Origin of the sequence: Sphingomonas sp. SKA58 (genome assembly GCF_000153545.1) — a bacterium.
Lineage (GTDB): Bacteria > Pseudomonadota > Alphaproteobacteria > Sphingomonadales > Sphingomonadaceae > Sphingobium > Sphingobium soli.
The window spans coordinates 296,535-312,804 of sequence record NZ_CH959307.1; the positions used below are offsets into that span (position 1 = coordinate 296,535).

Here is a 16,270-nt window from a genome sequence, read left to right on the forward strand (position 1 = left end):
TGGTGCTGGTTCCGATGGCTATGATGCTGGCGCTGACCGCCGGCTGCCGTGCGTCCGACGACAGCGCGCAGACGGACGATGTTGCCCAGCCGCTTCAGCCGGCAGCCGCTCAGGCTACCGCCCCGGAACCGCCCGCGCCTCAGCCCGCTGCGCCAACGAAGCCTACGCCGGCAGCAGCGGCCGCCGCTCCGACGCCCGCCAGTCCTGTCGTCACCGTGCGTACGCAACCCGCCCCTTACTTCCCGCTCGACTTACCCCCATCCGACGTCGCTGCCAGCGCCGCGCCCTTTCCGCGTGAGGTGACGGAATTCATGGTTTCGCGCGATGGCTGCGACCATTTTCGCGGCGAGGACCCCTATGACGCTGAACGCCGCGCCTTCATCCAGGAAAATATCGACGAGCTTTGCCGGGGCACGGACGCGCGCCTGGCTATGCTGCGGCGGCGCTATGCCGGCGACCCGTCGGTGATCGCCGCCCTGAAAGGCTATGACGACCGGATCGAAACGCAGCTCAGCTATCGCTGATCACTCCAGCAAGCCATCGATCGCCCGCGCCAGGTCTACATCCCGCTGGGACAGGCCGCCTGCGTCATGCGTTGTCAGCACAATGTCGACGCGATTATAGACGTTGGACCATTCTGGATGATGGTCGGCCTTCTCCGCCAAAATGGCGACCCGCGTCATAAAACCGAAGGCGGCGTTAAAGTCGGCGAAGGTGAAGCGGCGGGATAGTCCGTCCGGGTCGGTAATCGCAGTCCAGTTCGATAGGTGCGCAAGCGCCTTGGCGCGTTCGTCTTCGTTCAACCTGGCGATCATGTCTCTATCCCTTGGCGGCGCTTTGCGCTTATGTGGCAGTCATGTCGCAGACCCGTCAACCGCCGCGCTTCGCGCCTACCGCGCAGGACATCGAAACGCTCGCACTTGAAGCTCTGAGCCGGCTGCCCGATCCCTTTCGGGAACATCTGCTCAACGTCGTGCTGTTTGTCGAAGACTTCGCCGATTCCGACACGCTGCGGGCGATGGACATTGACGACCCCTTCGGCCTCACTGGGCTTTATACCGGGCGCCCGGTCGGGCAAGACGCGCAGACGGGCGATACGCCCCCTATGATCCACCTGTTTCGCCGTCCCCTGCTCGACGAATGGGTCGAAACCGGGGTGCCCCTCGACGCCCTCATCACCCATGTCGTCGTGCATGAGATTGGCCATCATTTCGGTCTGTCCGACATCGATATGCACGTGCTGGAGGATATGGTCGGATCATGATCGATGCGGCGCTGCGGCTCGACGACGTCGCCTGCGTGCGCGGCGGGCGGATGCTGTTCCGCGGCGTTTACCTGACATTGGCTTCAGGGACCGGCGCGATGCTCACCGGTCCCAATGGTGTGGGCAAATCCAGCCTATTGCGGCTTTGCGCCGGGCTGCTTCCGGCTTTCACCGGATCGGTAGCCCGGAGCGGGGGCGTGGCGCTATGCGACGAGAAGCTGGCGCTGGACAGCGATGCGACGCTTCATAAGGCGCTGTCCTTCTGGGCCGCGATCGACAAGGCGGACCCGGCGCAGGTCGATGCCGCAATCGACGTCATGGCCTTGGGCCCGCTTGCCTGCGTGCCGGTGCGAATGCTTTCGACGGGGCAACGAAAGCGCGCCATGCTTGCGCGGACCATCGCGAGCGGTGCAGCGATATGGCTGCTGGACGAGCCGGGCAATGGCCTCGACGCCGCCTCGCTCGAACTTCTGGGCTACGCCGTTGAGCGTCATCTGGCCAATGGGGGAATCTCCCTCGTCGCGTCCCACCAACCTCTTTCCTTCCCCGCGCCGGTGACGATCCACCTGCCAGACCATCTGGTCGCGCCGGAATGAGGCTGGTGTGGCTTCTCGTCCGCCGGGACTTGCGGCAAGCTTGGATATCGGCCGGGCTCTGGCTGCCTGTGGCGTTCCTGCTGCTCGTCGCCAGCCTCTACCCTTTCGCGGTCGGGCCCGACGCCCGGCTGCTCGCGCGTACCGGAGGAGGCATGCTCTGGATCGCCGCGCTGCTCGCCAGCCTGCTGCCGGTGGATCGCCTGATCGCCCCGGATGCGCAGGCCGGCGTGCTTGATCAGATGGCCGCCCGTGGCATTGGCGAAGAAATGATCGTGCTGGCCCGCCTGGTGGCGCACTGGATCGGCTTTGGACCGCCCTTGATGCTTGCGGCCCTGCCCGCGGCCGCCTTGCTGAAGCTGGACAGCGCGATGTTGGTCCGCCTCGAAATCGGCCTGCTCATCGGTACGCCGGCACTTGCTGCCCTTGGCCTGCTCGTAGCTACGCTCACTGCCGGTTTGCGCTCCAGCGGTGCGCTGGCGGGGCTCCTTGCGCTGCCGCTTGCCGTGCCGCTGCTGATTTTCGGCGCCGGCACATTGGGGGATGGCAGCGGAGCCGCGCTCAAATTTCTCGCAGCCGCGTCGCTGTTGCTAGTCGCGATCACGCCTTTCGCAGGCGGGGCAGCGCTGCGCGCCGGGCGCGAATAGCGACAGGCGGCCGCCAAACCGGCTCTAAACGCCGGTCAATAATATCCTCATTGACCTTCACGCGCGGCGGGCATAGCAGGGCGGCGCTTTTCCCAAGGACAAGAGTGCCCGAACAATGACCTATGTCGTGACCGACAATTGCATCCGCTGCAAATTCATGGATTGCGTCGAGGTCTGCCCCGTGGATTGTTTCTACGAGGGGGAAAATATGCTGGTTATCAACCCCAGCGAGTGCATCGATTGCGGTGTGTGCGAGCCGGAATGTCCTGCCGAGGCGATCCTGCCCGACACCGAGAACGGCCTGGAAAAATGGCTGGAGCTCAACACCAAATATTCCGCCGAATGGCCCAACATCACGGTCAAGGGCGATGCGCCGGCTGATGCCGAAGCCATGAATGGCGTCGAGAACAAGCTTGAGCAGTTCTTTTCTCCCGAACCGGGCAAGGGAGACTAAGCCAGCCTCGATCGCGTTAACGTCTCATATCGAGCCACGCTCCCAGCGATTATGTCTGGGGGTGGTAATTTTGTTACGAATCTGCTAAAAGCGGCCGCAACGGTCGGATTCCCCTAGATGCGGCCCTGGAGAATGAACTTCATGTCTTGACGGGTCGCGCCGGGCACATTGTGGCATTCCGCTTTGTTTCGCTGCTCCGCGACGGTCCGCCTCCCGCTAGAATTGGAAAGGTATCAAATGGCTGCCAAGGCGCTGTCCTTTGACGTTGGTGATTATGTCGTTTACCCCAAGCATGGCGTTGGCCGTGTGATCGAGCTTCAGAAGGAGCAGATTGCGGGCATGGAATTGGAGCTCTATGTGCTCCGGTTCGAAAAGGAGCGCATGACGCTCCGCGTGCCGACCAACAAGGCCGAAGGCGTAGGTATGCGCAAACTGTCTTCCAACAAGACGTTGGAAGAGGCCATGGAAACGCTCAAGGGCAAGCCCAAGGTCAAGCGCACCATGTGGTCGCGCCGTGCGCAGGAATATGAAGCAAAAATCAATTCGGGCGATCTGGTGTCGATCGCCGAAGTGACCCGCGACTTGTTCCGCGCCGACGATCAGCCGGAACAAAGCTATTCGGAGCGCCAGATTTTCGAAGCCGCTTCGAGCCGCCTGGCGCGCGAACTGGCCGCTATGGAAGAGACGGACGAACCCAGCGCTCTGCAGAAAATCCTGCGCATCCTGAATGAGGCCGCGCCCAAATATGCGAAGGTCGAGGGCTGATCATTCGTCGTTTTTGAGACATAAAAAAGGAGCGCTTCGACCCTGTCGATGCGCTCCTTTTTTCGCCCTTGTCGCGGCGACCAGAGCCTACTGATCCTTTACGGCGCCCGCGGCGTCCTGGGCCGCATCACCCACGCTGCTAGCTGCTTCGCCGACCTGAGAAGCCGCGCTGGACACGGCATTGTCCTTGCTGGTTTCACTGCTGATCAGGAAGAAGGCCGCGACCGCCACCACGACGACCAGCAACAATATCGCCAGCGTCATGCCGCCGCCACTGCGACGCTCAATCACCGTGGTCGTGGTAGTTGCCGGTCGTTCCTGTTCGACCTGGTAATCGGCCATGATCTCGTCCTCCTCCTCATTGTTGTGCCACCCGGCAGGATCAATGCCGAATAGGATACGGAGGTTCCCGATCGGCCCTCTAATTGCCTCGATAGCTGCTATAGCCATAGGGGCTCATGACAACCGGCACATGATAGTGGGCGCTGTCGTCATCAGCGCGAAATACAATGTCGATTTCAGGAAAAAAGGGCTTGGCCCCCGCGCCCGCATAGCGGCTGATGTCGAAGCGAATCCGGTAGATGCCCGGCGGCGTCACCACCTCCGACCCGAAGTTGCGCACACGGCCATTGGCATCGGTCGCCGCGCTGCCGACCGCAACCCAGTCGCCAGCGTCATTTTTCCGCTCCAGCGTCGCAGGGATGCCCGCGCCGCCGGTGCCCGTCGCCAGGTCCAGCACATGGGTCGAAATCTCCGATGCTGCCGCGGGCATCGGCAGGGCGGCAAGAGCGCCAAGGATTGAAATAGAAAATGCGTAAACGGCCTTCATGACGGCACCTTCCAACTTTGGACGATATGTAAAACGCATGTTCAGGCCGTCCCGTCCCCGACCGGGACGAAAGCACCCTTGGCGCGATCCTTGACCACCTTATCCGCGAGGAAGACTGATCCACTCATGGTGATATAGACGCCCGGATCAGCGACCTGCGCCGTCGCAAAGGCCATGCCCAGGTTGAAGCTGGCGTCGCTCTCGCCAAAGCGCGCAGGGGCCAGCGCGCCGACGAGCACGATCGTCTTGCCCTCTATGCCTTTCAGCATCTTGGCCGTTTCGGTCATGGTGTCGGTGCCATGGGTGATGACGATGTGCCGTTCCCGCGCCGCTGCGACCCGGGCCGCGACCAGCGCACGGTCCTTGTCATCCAGTTCCAGACTGTCCTTGCGGGTGACTTCCTCAATCCGGAAAGGCCGCTTGACGCGGGCTACGTCGAGCAGCTTCGCCATCACGGTTTCACCAACCTGATAATCGGACAGGGCATCGAAATAGATTTTGTCGATGGTGCCGCCAGTCGTCAGCAGCAGGATCGGGGCGTTGGGGGACAGCATGACATACTCCGAAGGATGTTTGCGGGGCCTCTAGCCTAACGCTTTTCGAAGGGGAACCGCCCATCAGTCCCCGCGCTCCATCGCCTCTCCGCGATCCCGCGCCGTTTCCAGCGTTTCGGTCATAAGCGTCAGCAGCCGATCGTCCGCGTCCAGGACGTTCAGGCCCTCACGCGTCATCCCGCCCGGGCTCGCCACCTGATCGGCCAATGTCGCCGGCGTCACCTGCGCCGCCGCCGCCATATTGGCTGCGCCCTGCACTGTCGCCATCGCCATTCGCGCGGCCTGATCTGCTGGAATACCGATCGCCTCCCCTGCTCGCGACAGCGCGTCGACAAAGCGGAAGAGAAAGGCCGGTCCACAACCCGACAGCGCCGTCACCCGGTTGAACAGCGCCTCGTCCGCCATCCATTCGGAAAGGCCCAGCGGTCCCAGCAGAGCCTCCATATTCGCCCTGCCGGATGGGGAAGTATGTGCATCGGTGTAGAGGGCTACAACGCCCTGCCCCATGCCGACTGGCAGGTTCGGCATCGCGCGCACGATGTCGCCCGTCGCCGGGAAACGCGCACGCAAGTCCCCCAACGTCGTCCCCGCCAGGATCGACAGCATCGAGACTTCGGCATGGCAAAGCGGTGCCAGCTGCGCTGCGACGTCGGCGACCTGATAGGGCTTCATGCCCAGCATCACGGTCGTACCGTGCGCCAGCGCCTGCGGATAGGTCGTCACCACATCGACCCCGTCCGCTACGGGCCCACCGCTTGGCCGCAGGACTGTGACGCGGCTGGGGTCAAGACCGCAGTCCAACCAACGGTTCAACATCTGTCCGGCCATATTGCCGCAACCGACGAGGAAGAGATGCTCGGGCCAGCCTTTGGCCATGGATCAGGCTTCGCCGCGGGTTTCGATCAGGCTGGCCGAAATCGCCTCTGACGGCGACTTGCCGCCCCACAGGACGAACTGGAATACCGGATAGAAGCGCTCGCATTCGTCAATCGCGGTTTCGACCAGCAATTGCGCCTGATCGAGCGTCAGCGTGCCGCCCGCACCCAGCAGGGCTCCATGGCGGAACAAAACTATGCCGCTGGACGACCATAATTCGAAATGGCCGATCCATAGCTGCTCGTTGATGAGGCCCAGCGTTTCATAGATCGCCGAACGCTTGTCTTCCGCCACGCGCACGTCAGGCAGCACCAGCAGTTGAAGCACCTGATCTTCGTCACGCCAGATGCCGCGCAATTCATATTGCGCCCAGGACCCTTGCGTATTGCCGACGATCTCATCCTCGCCGACCTGGTCGAAGCTCCAGCCGTGCGCCTCAAAATAAGCGGCCAGCATGTCAATCGGCGCAGCTTCCTGCCCGCCCTGTTCAAATTCGTCGCTATCCATCATCGGCGCGCCTTAACACCGCAGGACGGCAAAGGACAGTCGTTCAGTTGGCGTCGTCCGGCAGCGGGGCAACGCCTTCGATGCTGCGATCGAGCGCTTCGTTCGCCTTGGGCTTGACGGTCTTGACGCTCTTGGCGACTGGTTCACCAGCCTTGCCTTCCAGCGCGTCGATGCGGGCTTTCAACGATTCCACCTCTTCACGCGCGGCCTGGGCCATCGCCTTGACCGTATCGAATTCCTCGCGCGATACGAAGTCTACACCGCCAATCCATTCCTTGGCACGTTCCCGCGCGTTGGATTCAAATTCGCGAGTCATCCCGGCCATGGTGCCGGCCGCGCCGTTGACCAGCTTGGCCAGATCGTCGAAAAAGCGATTCTCGCTCTGCATTGCTCTTGTCCTTCCTGCGGCGCGACCGGCGCCTTCCTTTATCTTACTTGGGCCCTGAGCGCCGGAGCCACAAGGGTTTCCGCATCAGGATTAAGGCGGCCGATCTCGTAATTGAGAGCTGCGGCGAAACATAGCCAGGCCAGATAGGGCAGCATCAATATGCCAGCCAGTCGGCGAATGCGCCAGAAATAGCGGATGGTGAGCCCCACGGCGACGATCAGCGCCACAATCAGGATCAGAGCCGCGTCCACCTGATGCATTCGAAAGAAAAGCGGCGACCAGGCCAGGTTCATCACCAGTTGCAACAGGAATAGGCCGACCGCCACGCCGCGCGCTTGCGCCCCCCGCGCATGCAGCACGATCGCGAACGCCAGCGCCATCAGCACATACAGGATCGTCCAGGCGACGCCGAATGCCCAGCCCGGCGGCATCAATGCGGGCTTGTCCAGCGCGGCGAACCAGCGATTGCCGTAGCCGCTATTGGCGAGTTGGCCAGACAGGAAGCCCAGAAACACGATGGCGGGCACGGTCACCAGCGCCCACCGCAGATAGGACAGGCGCAACTGCCCCCGCGACGCGATTCCATTCATCGGCAACAACACCCCCGCGCTTGTCCCTCATTCGGCTGGTTCGGGCGAATCTTTGAGCGCCGATTCCAGCTTGCGGCTGACGGTTTGCGGAGAAACCGTGCGCTTGGCAACGCGCGAATAGAAGATGGGGATGAGGAACAGCGTGATCAGCGTCGCCAGGCTGACGCCGAACACCACGACGACGCCGATCGACTGGCGCGCCGCCGCCCCCGCACCGCCGCGGATCACCAGCGGCAGCGCGCCGATGACCGTGGCGATCGATGTCATGAGGATCGGGCGCAACCGGCGCTTCGCCGCTTCCCGGATGGCGCGGCCTATTTCCAGCCCTTCATCACGCAGCTGGTTGGCGAACTCGACGATCAGAATGCCGTTCTTCGCCGCCAGGCCGACCAGCATGACGATGCCGATCTGGCTGTAGAGGTTGACCGATCCGCCGGTCAGCGCCAGCCCCAGCACGCCGCCCGCCACGGCGAGCGGCACGGTCGCGATGATGACGCCGGGATGGATGAAGCTTTCGAATTGCGCCGCCAGCAACAGGAACACCACCACGATGGTGAGGCCGAACACCAGCCAGATCGCACCGCCGGTTTCCCGCAGCGACTGGCTTTCGCCGCGATAGCCCAGCGCGATGACTTCGGGCGACTGGCGCGCCTGCCCTTCCAGCCAGGTCAGCGCATCGCCCAGCGACGTGCCCGGCGCCAGCGCGGCGGTCAGCGTGATTGCCCGCAATTTGTTGAAGCGGTTGAGCTGGCGCGGGCCTGCCACTTCCTTGACCGTCACCAGCGATGACAGGGGCACCAGTGCGCCGGTCCGGCTGCGCACGTTGATCCGCTCCAGGTCAGCGACGGTTTCGCGCCCTTCATCCTCCGCCTGCACCAAAACGCGATATTCCTCGCCCCGGTCGACATAGGTGGTGACACGGCGGGACCCCAGCAGGCTTTGCAGCGCCTGGCTGACGTCATTGACCGATACGCCGAGGTCCCCCGCCCGTTGCAAATTGGTCTCGATCCGCATCTGCGGCTTGGATTCCTTGTAATCGCTGTCGAGGTTGATGAGGCCGGGATAGTTGGCCGCGGCCGCCATGATCCTGTCCCGCGCCGCCGCAAGCCCCTCATAGGTCGCGCCCGCCAGCACCAGATTGACCGGCAGCCCCCGGCCCCGGCCCAGCCCCGATCGCGGCGCCGCATTGCCGCGCACGCCGGGCTGATCGGCAATCACCTTGTTGATGATGGTCGCCACTTCCGCGGTGGTGATGCTGCGATCCTCCCACGGCCGCAGGAAGGCGATGACATTGCCACTGTTGAAATCGTCGGTGGTCCCGAAACCACCGGGGGCGCGAACCACCAGATTTTGCAGCGTGCCATCCTCACGCAGGAAATTGAGGTCCTTCTCAATCTTGAGCATATAGGCCAGCATCTGGTCATAGCCGGTCCCTTCGGGCGCGCTGATGCTGGATTCAACGACACCAGTATCTTCGGCCGGCGCCAGTTCAGTAGGCAGGCGGGTGAAGAAGAAGCCGGCGACGCCCAGAAAAATCACCACTGCCAGAACCGGCAGCAAGGGCTTGCGCAGCACATGGTCGAGCCAGCGGGCATAGCCACTCTCGATCCGCTGGAACCGGTTATCGACCCACCGCGCCAATCGCCCGCGCTCGGCGGTCTTGAGCAGTTTGGAACAGAGCATCGGCGCAAGGCTGAGCGAGATGAAACCGGAAAAGCCGATCGCCGCGATCATCGCGATGGCGAGTTCCCGGAACAGCAGGCCCGTCTGTCCGGCCAGGAACATGATCGGTACGAAGACCGCGCACACCACCAACGTCGTGGAGATGATCGCGAAGCCCACCTGCCGCGAGCCAAGATACGCCGCGACCAGCGGATCATCACCCTGCTCGACCCTGTGATAGACATTTTCGAGGACGACGATCGCGTCATCGACCACCAGGCCGATCGCCAGCACGAACGCCAGCAGCGTCAGCAGATTGATCGACAGGCCCAGCAGCCACATCACCGCGCAGGTCGCCAAGAGGCAGATCGGCACGGTAACGGCCGGGACCAGCGTCGCGCGCACGGACCCCAGGAATAGGAAGATTACCATGATCACGAGCAGCGCCGCTTCCAGCAGCGTATCGTAGACATTCTCGATCGCGCGCTCGATAAACAGGCTTTCGTCAGTGCCGATGGCGATGGACATGCCCGCAGGCAGCTCCAGCTCCTTGATCAGCGCCTTGGCCTTTTGCGCCACTTCCAGCGTGTTGGCGCCCGACTGGCGAATGATGCCAAGGCCGATCGCGGTGCCGCCATTGGAGCGGAAACTGCTATAGGGATTTTCCGGCCCTTCCTCGATCCGCGCGACATCGCCCAGCTTCACTTGATAGCCGTCCGCCCCGCGTCCGATGACCAGATCGGCAAATTGTTGCGGCGTGGCGAAAGGGCGCTCGACGCGCAGGGTCTGGTTCTGCTGCTTTGATTCAAACCTGCCGGCGGGCAGTTCGACATTCTGCGTGCGCAGCGCATTTTCGACATCCGCTGGCGTCAGCCCGAACGCGGCCAGCTTCTCAGCGTTGAACCAGATACGGGTCGATGGCCGCGCCTCACCGCCGATGAACACGCGGGCAACCCCGTCGATCGCGGAGAAGCGGTCTACGATATTGCGGTCGACATAGTCGCTGATCTGGATGGAGCTCCAGCCCGGCCGCGATACGGAAAGGAACAGGATGGATCGGGCATCGGAATCCACCTTGCGAATTTCAGGCGCCAATGCGTCTTCGGGCAGATCCTCGACCACCGACCCGACCCGGTCGCGCACGTCATTGGCGGCGCTGTCGATATCGCGCGAGGGGTCGAATTCGATGTTGATGTCCGACTGGCCATCCTCCGACGTCGATGTGATCGTCTGAATGCCCTGCACGCCCGCGACTGCATCCTCGATCAACTGGGTGATGCGGGTTTCCACGACAGACGCTGCCGCGCCGGTATAGATGGTTTCCACCGAAACGATCGGCGGATCGGTGTCGGGATATTCGCGCACCGAAAGGCTGAGATAACCGACCACGCCGACGATGCAGAGCAGCACAGCGACAACCGCAGCGAATACGGGGCGGCGGACGGACAGGTCGGACAGCTGCATGGCGACGCGTCCTCAGCCCTTGGCCTTGGCGGCGCCGGATTGCGGCTTGTCGCCGGCCAGCCGCACCGTTGCGCCGTCGCTCAATTTGACGACACCTTCGGTCACGATGGGCTGGCCGGCCTTGAGGCCGCCCACAATTTCGACCATGCCATTCTGGCGCATGCCGGTATCGACCTTCACCCGCTTGGCGGTGCGCCCGTCCAGCGCGAAGACATAACGATCCTCGCCATCGCCCACCACCGCGAGTTCCGGCACCGCCAGCGACTCGCGCTGGCTCGCCTGGACGCTGACGGTCAGCAACATGCCGGGTTTCAGCGCCTTGTCCCCATTGGGCAGGATGGCGCGGACCCTGACGGCGCGCGTCGCCGGATCGATCACCGGGTCGATGGTCGCGATCGTCCCCTTGAACGGCCGATCGGGCCAGGCGGCGGATACCGCGTCGATCGGCATGCCTTCGCGGATCATCGACAGCTGGGTTTCGGGAATGGCGAAATCCAGCTTGATGCGACTGATGTCGCTCACTGTGGCGATCGCGGTCCCGGCCGGAATGATCGCGCCCGGCGATATGGTGCGCAGGCTGACCCAGCCGCCAAAGGGTGCACGGATCACCCGGTCGCTGATCGCGGCGCGCGACTGGTCAGCCGCCGCCTTGGCCGCGTTTGCAAGCGCAAGCTGCTGGTCGAGCGACGCGGCGGTGGCAAAGCCGCGCGTCTTGAGCGCTTGAATACGCTCCAGCTGCTGGCCGGCCTGCCGCGCCTGCGCCTGCGCGGCGGCGAGTTCCGCCTTTTCCTGCGCGACAGCCATGGTGGCGATCACCTGGCCCCGGCTGACGAAGCCGCCATCGGCGAAGTTCACGGTATCAATGCGCTCGGTCACGGGCGCGGACAACACGACCTGTTCATTGGCGAGCGCCGTGCCGACCGCTTCGACCCGGTCGGTAAAGGTCGCCGTCCCGATCGGCTTGACCGTCACCAGCGGCGCGGCGCGTTGCGGTTTCTGTTCCTCGCCGCTGCAACCGGCAAGACAAATGGCGCTGAGAAATAGGGGCAAAATAAGGCGCATGATGAGGGGCTATCGGGCCTTTCCTCGCGACACAAGCTGACCCTTGGTCGCGGTCTGTATCATTATGTATCGACGGCGGGAACGAAGCTGGCGCGATTATCCGCCAAGCCGGGCGTGCAGAAGAAATTCGATATTGCCCTGCGGACCGGTAATGGGACTTTGCGTCAGTCCCGCGACGGTCCATCCCTGCGACGCTACCCAGTCCTGCACCTCCATGCAGACGCGGTCATGGATGGCGGGATCGCGCACGACTCCATTTTTGCCAACCTCCTCCCGGCGCGCTTCGAACTGCGGCTTGATGAGCGCGACGAGGTGCGCGCCGGGTCGGGCGAAGCCGATCGGCTTTTCCAGCACCTTGGCCAGGCTGATGAAGCTGGCATCGCACACGATGATATCGACTGGCTCTGGTATATGGGCATCGGTCAGGATGCGGGCGCTGGTCTGTTCATGGACGATGACCCGGTCGTCACTGCGCAACTTCCAGGCGAGCTGGTTGGTCCCGCTGTCGACGGCATAGACCTTCGCCGCGCCGTGCGTCAGCAGAACGTCGGTAAAGCCGCCGGTAGACGATCCGACATCCATGGCCACAAAGCCGGTAACGTCGATGGCGAACGCCTCCAGCGCGTGGGCCAATTTGATGCCGCCGCGCGATACCCAGGGATGATCGCGCCCGCGAAGGTCAAGCGCCGCGTCGGCCGGCACCTGCTGCCCCGCCTTTTCAACCTTGCGATCGCCCAGATAGACCAGGCCAGCCAGAATCAGCGCCTGCGCGCGCGCGCGGCTCTCGGCGAGCCCCGCATCCACAAGTAGCTGATCGGCACGAACCTTGGCCATCAGCGCACCAGCGCGGTAAGCGTGGCGGGCGTCAGCAGCTGAGGCAGCACAACGGCCTCCTTGCCCGGCGCATACCAGAGATAGAGCGGCACGCCCGACCGCCCCTTGCTTTCCAAGAAGCGGGTGATGGCGGGATCGGCACTGGTCCAGTCGCCAACCATGACAGTGACGCCGGCCTTGTCGAACGCCGCGCGCACCTCCGCCCTGTCGATGGCGGCGGCCTCATTGGCCTTGCAGGTCAGGCACCAGTCGGCGGTGAAATAGAGGAAGACAGGCTTCTTCGCGGCGCGCAGCCCATCCAGTTTCTCGACAGCGAAAGCGACAGAAGTTGCGTTGTTTTCAGCCCGTACCGGGGCGGCTGAGGGCAAGGCGATTGCCGCCCCTGCCAGCAGCGCCAGCGCGCCGATCCCGGCGATCAGACCGCCGCCCTTCCCGCCATGCTGCCGCGCGCCCAGCCACCAGAGGAGCAGCGCCAGCAGCAACGCCGCGCCAAGGCCGATGGTCATGCCCGACACGCCGCGTTGCTGGCCCAGCAGCCAGGCAAGGCCCAGCGCCGTCAGGAACATCGGCACCGACAACAGCTTCTGGAACCGCCCCATCCAGGCGCCGGGGCGCGGCAGGCGGCTGCGCAGTGCCGGGATGTAGGCCAGCAGCAGGAAGGGGAGCGCAAGGCCGAGGCCAAGGCCTGCAAAGATGGCGAGCGCGGCGGCCAGCGGCAGCAGCAAAGCCGCGCCCATGGCGGCCGCCATGAACGGGCCGGTGCAAGGCGTCGCAACAAAGGCGACCAGCGCGCCGGTCCAGAACGCGCCCATCGTTCCGCCCTTGCCCGCGAGGCTATCGCCGCCGCCAAAGGGCCGCAGCTCGAACAGGCCAGCGAGGTTGAAGGCAATGGCGCTGACGAGCAGTAGCAACGTCAGGATGATGCGCGGATCCTGTAACTGGAAGGCCCAGCCCACGGCATTGCCCGCAGCGCGCAGGGCCAGCAGCAGCCCTCCCAGAGCTAGACAGGTCAGGATTACACCCGCCGCATAGGCCAACGCCTCCCGCCGGACGCTGCGTTCGTCCCCGCCCGCCTTGGCCAGGCTCATCGCTTTGAGGCCCAGGATCGGGAAGACGCAGGGCATGATGTTGAGCAGCAGGCCGCCGAGCAAGGCGCCCCCCAAGGCCGCCAATATGGCGCCGGCCTGCCCTTCAGGTTGCGGTTCTTCGACTGGCCCTGGAACAGCCGTCAGCAGGAAACCGACATGGTCGCCCGTCCGCAGCACCGCCTGCACCGGACCATCCTTGACGCCTTCACCCGCCGTCGTATCGATAACCATCTGGTTATCCTTTCGGGTCACGCGTTGGTCGGCCGCATATCGGACCAGTCCTTCGGTCAGCGCGAAGAGATGGACGTCCCGTGCCTCCGCCTCCATGGGCAAGGGGATTGCCATGCGCAGCCGGCCTTCCTTGACCGCATAGTGTGCCTGCGATCCCAGCGGCCGGGGCAAGTGCATCCGCCAGGCGTCGAACCGCGTCCGCGACGCTGGCGCGACCGCGCCGTTGCCCGCGACCAGATCGAGTTTCAACGTTCCGCTTTCGGGCACGCACACCTTGTCGGTGCAGGCCAGCCATTGCGCCTTTGCCACCACCGGCAGGCGCGTGCCCGGCGCCACATCGCCCGCGACCTTGAGGTTGGCGAGGATGGCATAAGGCCCTTCATAAACATGGTTCATCAGGCCCGAAATCAGCAGCGTTTCAGGCACCGGATAGCGCAGCGGGCCGACCGTCACACCCCTGGGCAAGGTCCATTCCACGCTCATGCCAAGGCCCGCGTCGCCGGGATTTTCCCAATAGCCATGCCACCCCGGTTCGGGGGTCATGGCAAAGACGATGGTCGTTGCCCCACCGGGCGCGGGGCTGTCGCTTTCACTGTCCAGTTGCGCCGCGATATGGGCCGGACCGCCGCCGAACGCCCCCTGCGCCCATGCGACAGGATGGAGCGCCAGCAGCGCGAGCGTCATGACGATGACTTGAAAAATCCGCATCGGGCCTCTGGTCGGGTGGATGCTTGGGGGCTAGGTCGCTCCCCATCCGCCGTCAAGGCAAGAGAAGGTTCTAGCATATGTTCAAAAGAGTCGCCGCCGTTTTGTTGCTCGCCACCGCCATGCCCGTCATGGCCCAAGGCCCTGCCCCGGCACCGGCAAGCACAGCCCCCGCGACTCCGCCCAAGCTGATCGTCGCCATATCCGTCGATCAGTTTTCTGCCGACCTGTTCAGCGAATATCGCCAATATTATGTCGGCGGCCTTGAACGGCTGACCCAAGGGGCGGTCTTTCCCCGCGGTTATCAGAGCCATGCCGCGACAGAGACCTGCCCCGGCCATTCGACCATCCTGACCGGCAGCCGGCCTTCGCGCACTGGCATCATCGCCAATAACTGGATCGACCTGGGCACGGCGCGCGCCGACAAAACCGTCTATTGCGCGGAGGATGAAAGCCAGCCGGGCAGCAGCAGCGACAAATATGTCGCCTCGCCCATACACCTCAAGGTGCCGACCCTGGGCGGCCGCATGAAGCTGGCCAATCCCGCAACCCGCGTCGTGTCGATCGCCGGCAAGGATCGGGCCGCGATCATGATGGGCGGCCCGACGGCCGATCAGGTCTGGTGGCTGGGCGGTCCGCAGGGCTATGTCAGCTACAAGGGCATCGCGACGCCGCCGCTGGTCGCCAAGGTCAATGGCGCCATGGCGCAGCGGCTGGCGCAGGCCAATCCCGGCTTCGAATTGCCGCAACAATGCGTGTCGAAGGATTTCGCGGTCCGGGCTGGCGACCGCAGCGTGGGCACCGGCCGATTTGCACGCGACGCCGGCGATTATAATGCATTCCGCATTTCGCCCGAACAGGACGCGATGACGCTGGCCTTTGCCGCCGCCGCAATCGAAAATATGGATCTTGGCAAGCAGGCGCAGACCGACATCATTTCGATCGGCCTGTCGGCGACCGACTATATCGGCCACAGCTATGGCACCGAGGGCACCGAAAGCTGCATCCAGGTGGCTCGGCTCGATCAGGAACTGGGCGCCTTCTTCGACCGGCTGGACAAGGACGGAATCGACTATGCGGTCGTGCTGACCGCCGATCATGGTGGCCACGACCTGCCAGAACGGCATCGGATGAACGCCATGCCGATGGAAAGCCGTGTCGATATCGCGCTGACTCCCAAGGCGCTGAATGCCACGATCGCGCAGCAGGTCGGCATGCCGGGCCGCACGCTGATCTGGGCCGATGGCGCGGCAGGCGACCTCTATTTCGACCGGGGACTGTCCGCTGCCGAGCGCGCTAAGGTCGAAGCCGCGACGCTGAGGCTGCTGCGCGCCCATCCGCAGGTGCAGGCGGTCTTCACCAAGGCCGAGATTGCCGCCACACCGTCACCCACCGGCCGCCCGGAAAATTGGAGCCTGATCCAGGAGGCGCGCGCCAGCTTTTATCCAGAGCGTTCCGGCGACCTGCTTGTGCTGCTCAAGCCCAATATCATGTCGATCCCCGAACGGGCGGTAATGGGCGCGGTAGCGACCCATGGATCGCCCTGGGACATGGACCGCCGCGTGCCAATCCTGTTCTGGCGCAAGGGGATGCGACACTTCGAACAGCCGCTGGGCGTGGAGACGGTGGACATCATGCCCAGCCTTGCCGCGCTGATCGGCCTGCCCGTGCCGAAGACCGAAATTGACGGTCGATGCCTCGATCTGATCGCTGGCGACGGCGACAGCTGCGCGGCACACTGATTGATCTGTGGCCCG

19 protein-coding genes are annotated in these 16,270 nt (G+C 64.0%); 7 read left to right on the forward strand and 12 right to left on the reverse strand.

All coding sequences use genetic code 11. The features are described 5' to 3' along the window. Positions 1-20: 20 nt before the first annotated feature. A complete protein-coding gene (locus SKA58_RS10715) occupies positions 21-524 on the forward strand; it encodes a hypothetical protein (RefSeq protein ID WP_009822444.1) in 504 nt (167 codons plus the stop codon). On the opposite strand, the gene SKA58_RS10720 is transcribed toward SKA58_RS10715, so the two are convergent. Then, the gene (locus SKA58_RS10720; RefSeq protein WP_009822445.1) at positions 525-815 is read right to left on the reverse strand and encodes a 4a-hydroxytetrahydrobiopterin dehydratase; all 291 of its coding nucleotides are present in this window, start codon (positions 813-815) and stop codon (positions 525-527) included. Positions 816-856: 41 nt separating this feature from the next. Between SKA58_RS10720 and SKA58_RS10725 the strand changes: the two genes are divergently transcribed. The 5 genes from SKA58_RS10725 (at position 857) to SKA58_RS10745 (ending at position 3,723) form a co-directional block, all read left to right on the forward strand. After that, complete coding sequence (locus tag SKA58_RS10725; RefSeq protein WP_009822446.1) at positions 857-1,264, forward strand: metallopeptidase family protein; 408 nt, start codon at positions 857-859, stop codon at positions 1,262-1,264. Then, positions 1,261-1,860 (forward strand): heme ABC exporter ATP-binding protein CcmA, encoded by a 600-nt coding sequence (ccmA, locus tag SKA58_RS10730; protein ID WP_009822447.1) that lies wholly within the window; start codon positions 1,261-1,263, stop codon positions 1,858-1,860. The genes SKA58_RS10725 and ccmA overlap by 4 nt, the downstream gene beginning before the upstream one ends. Beyond that, positions 1,857-2,504: a heme exporter protein CcmB gene (locus SKA58_RS10735; protein ID WP_009822448.1), complete on the forward strand. Its 648-nt coding sequence runs from the start codon at positions 1,857-1,859 to the stop codon at positions 2,502-2,504. The genes ccmA and SKA58_RS10735 overlap by 4 nt, the downstream gene beginning before the upstream one ends. Before the next feature lie 115 nt (positions 2,505-2,619). Continuing rightward, positions 2,620-2,958 carry a ferredoxin FdxA gene (fdxA, locus tag SKA58_RS10740; RefSeq protein ID WP_009822449.1) on the forward strand — a complete coding sequence of 113 codons (339 nt, stop codon included), beginning with the start codon at positions 2,620-2,622 and terminating at the stop codon, positions 2,956-2,958. A 237-nt stretch (positions 2,959-3,195) separates the two neighbouring features. Next, positions 3,196-3,723 carry a CarD family transcriptional regulator gene (locus tag SKA58_RS10745; RefSeq protein WP_009822450.1) on the forward strand — a complete coding sequence of 176 codons (528 nt, stop codon included), beginning with the start codon at positions 3,196-3,198 and terminating at the stop codon, positions 3,721-3,723. Between the two features lie 87 nt (positions 3,724-3,810). Here the strand turns inward: SKA58_RS10745 and SKA58_RS10750 are convergent, their stop codons facing one another. The 11 genes from SKA58_RS10750 to SKA58_RS10800 all read right to left on the reverse strand — a co-directional run bounded on the left by SKA58_RS10750 (position 3,811) and on the right by SKA58_RS10800 (position 14,516). Next, positions 3,811-4,065, reverse strand: a complete 255-nt coding sequence (locus tag SKA58_RS10750) for a hypothetical protein (protein ID WP_009822451.1) — start codon at positions 4,063-4,065, stop codon at positions 3,811-3,813. 79 nt (positions 4,066-4,144) lie between these two features. Further along, positions 4,145-4,552 (reverse strand): hydroxyisourate hydrolase, encoded by a 408-nt coding sequence (gene uraH / locus SKA58_RS10755; protein ID WP_037543428.1) that lies wholly within the window; start codon positions 4,550-4,552, stop codon positions 4,145-4,147. Between the two features lie 41 nt (positions 4,553-4,593). Further along, the gene (locus tag SKA58_RS10760; RefSeq protein WP_009822453.1) at positions 4,594-5,106 is read right to left on the reverse strand and encodes an asparaginase domain-containing protein; all 513 of its coding nucleotides are present in this window, start codon (positions 5,104-5,106) and stop codon (positions 4,594-4,596) included. 63 nt (positions 5,107-5,169) lie between these two features. After that, entirely contained in the window at positions 5,170-5,982 is an 813-nt protein-coding gene (locus SKA58_RS10765; RefSeq protein WP_009822454.1) for a pyrroline-5-carboxylate reductase family protein, read from the reverse strand. Between the two features lie 3 nt (positions 5,983-5,985). Then, positions 5,986-6,492 (reverse strand): YbjN domain-containing protein, encoded by a 507-nt coding sequence (locus SKA58_RS10770; protein ID WP_009822455.1) that lies wholly within the window; start codon positions 6,490-6,492, stop codon positions 5,986-5,988. Positions 6,493-6,532: 40 nt separating this feature from the next. After that, positions 6,533-6,877 (reverse strand): accessory factor UbiK family protein, encoded by a 345-nt coding sequence (locus tag SKA58_RS10775; RefSeq protein ID WP_009822456.1) that lies wholly within the window; start codon positions 6,875-6,877, stop codon positions 6,533-6,535. Between the two features lie 38 nt (positions 6,878-6,915). Further along, a complete protein-coding gene (locus tag SKA58_RS10780) occupies positions 6,916-7,467 on the reverse strand; it encodes a TspO/MBR family protein (protein ID WP_009822457.1) in 552 nt (183 codons plus the stop codon). A gap of 27 nt (positions 7,468-7,494) precedes the next feature. Beyond that, positions 7,495-10,593, reverse strand: coding sequence for an efflux RND transporter permease subunit (locus SKA58_RS10785; protein WP_009822458.1), 3,099 nt, complete (start codon positions 10,591-10,593; stop codon positions 7,495-7,497). A 12-nt stretch (positions 10,594-10,605) separates the two neighbouring features. After that, a complete protein-coding gene (locus SKA58_RS10790) occupies positions 10,606-11,655 on the reverse strand; it encodes an efflux RND transporter periplasmic adaptor subunit (RefSeq protein ID WP_009822459.1) in 1,050 nt (349 codons plus the stop codon). A gap of 96 nt (positions 11,656-11,751) precedes the next feature. Continuing rightward, positions 11,752-12,489, reverse strand: coding sequence for a TlyA family RNA methyltransferase (locus tag SKA58_RS10795; protein ID WP_009822460.1), 738 nt, complete (start codon positions 12,487-12,489; stop codon positions 11,752-11,754). Beyond that, positions 12,489-14,516 (reverse strand): protein-disulfide reductase DsbD family protein, encoded by a 2,028-nt coding sequence (locus SKA58_RS10800; protein ID WP_009822461.1) that lies wholly within the window; start codon positions 14,514-14,516, stop codon positions 12,489-12,491. The genes SKA58_RS10795 and SKA58_RS10800 overlap by 1 nt, the downstream gene beginning before the upstream one ends. A gap of 77 nt (positions 14,517-14,593) precedes the next feature. Here SKA58_RS10800 and SKA58_RS10805 point away from each other — a divergent pair, with 77 nt between their 5' ends. Beyond that, positions 14,594-16,255 (forward strand): alkaline phosphatase family protein, encoded by a 1,662-nt coding sequence (locus SKA58_RS10805; RefSeq protein ID WP_009822462.1) that lies wholly within the window; start codon positions 14,594-14,596, stop codon positions 16,253-16,255. Positions 16,256-16,270 lie beyond the last annotated feature (15 nt).

What these genes read in the sequence shown, in the direction of transcription:
- SKA58_RS10775 (WP_009822456.1), bottom strand. Translation starts at nt 6,877, where the DNA reads ATGCAGAGCGAGAATCGCTTTTTCGACGATCTGGCCAAGCTGGTCAAC.
- SKA58_RS10785 (WP_009822458.1), bottom strand. Translation starts at nt 10,593, where the DNA reads ATGCAGCTGTCCGACCTGTCCGTCCGCCGCCCCGTATTCGCTGCGGTT.
- fdxA (WP_009822449.1), top strand. Translation starts at nt 2,620, where the DNA reads ATGACCTATGTCGTGACCGACAATTGCATCCGCTGCAAATTCATGGAT.
- ccmA (WP_009822447.1), top strand. Translation starts at nt 1,261, where the DNA reads ATGATCGATGCGGCGCTGCGGCTCGACGACGTCGCCTGCGTGCGCGGC.
- SKA58_RS10745 (WP_009822450.1), top strand. Translation starts at nt 3,196, where the DNA reads ATGGCTGCCAAGGCGCTGTCCTTTGACGTTGGTGATTATGTCGTTTAC.
- SKA58_RS10780 (WP_009822457.1), bottom strand. Translation starts at nt 7,467, where the DNA reads ATGAATGGAATCGCGTCGCGGGGGCAGTTGCGCCTGTCCTATCTGCGG.
- SKA58_RS10795 (WP_009822460.1), bottom strand. Translation starts at nt 12,489, where the DNA reads ATGGCCAAGGTTCGTGCCGATCAGCTACTTGTGGATGCGGGGCTCGCC.
- SKA58_RS10805 (WP_009822462.1), top strand. Translation starts at nt 14,594, where the DNA reads ATGTTCAAAAGAGTCGCCGCCGTTTTGTTGCTCGCCACCGCCATGCCC.
- SKA58_RS10800 (WP_009822461.1), bottom strand. Translation starts at nt 14,516, where the DNA reads ATGCGGATTTTTCAAGTCATCGTCATGACGCTCGCGCTGCTGGCGCTC.
- SKA58_RS10720 (WP_009822445.1), bottom strand. Translation starts at nt 815, where the DNA reads ATGATCGCCAGGTTGAACGAAGACGAACGCGCCAAGGCGCTTGCGCAC.
- SKA58_RS10715 (WP_009822444.1), top strand. Translation starts at nt 21, where the DNA reads ATGATGCTGGCGCTGACCGCCGGCTGCCGTGCGTCCGACGACAGCGCG.
- uraH (WP_037543428.1), bottom strand. Translation starts at nt 4,552, where the DNA reads ATGAAGGCCGTTTACGCATTTTCTATTTCAATCCTTGGCGCTCTTGCC.
- SKA58_RS10735 (WP_009822448.1), top strand. Translation starts at nt 1,857, where the DNA reads ATGAGGCTGGTGTGGCTTCTCGTCCGCCGGGACTTGCGGCAAGCTTGG.
- SKA58_RS10765 (WP_009822454.1), bottom strand. Translation starts at nt 5,982, where the DNA reads ATGGCCAAAGGCTGGCCCGAGCATCTCTTCCTCGTCGGTTGCGGCAAT.
- SKA58_RS10790 (WP_009822459.1), bottom strand. Translation starts at nt 11,655, where the DNA reads ATGCGCCTTATTTTGCCCCTATTTCTCAGCGCCATTTGTCTTGCCGGT.
- SKA58_RS10770 (WP_009822455.1), bottom strand. Translation starts at nt 6,492, where the DNA reads ATGATGGATAGCGACGAATTTGAACAGGGCGGGCAGGAAGCTGCGCCG.
- SKA58_RS10725 (WP_009822446.1), top strand. Translation starts at nt 857, where the DNA reads ATGTCGCAGACCCGTCAACCGCCGCGCTTCGCGCCTACCGCGCAGGAC.
- SKA58_RS10750 (WP_009822451.1), bottom strand. Translation starts at nt 4,065, where the DNA reads ATGGCCGATTACCAGGTCGAACAGGAACGACCGGCAACTACCACGACC.
- SKA58_RS10760 (WP_009822453.1), bottom strand. Translation starts at nt 5,106, where the DNA reads ATGCTGTCCCCCAACGCCCCGATCCTGCTGCTGACGACTGGCGGCACC.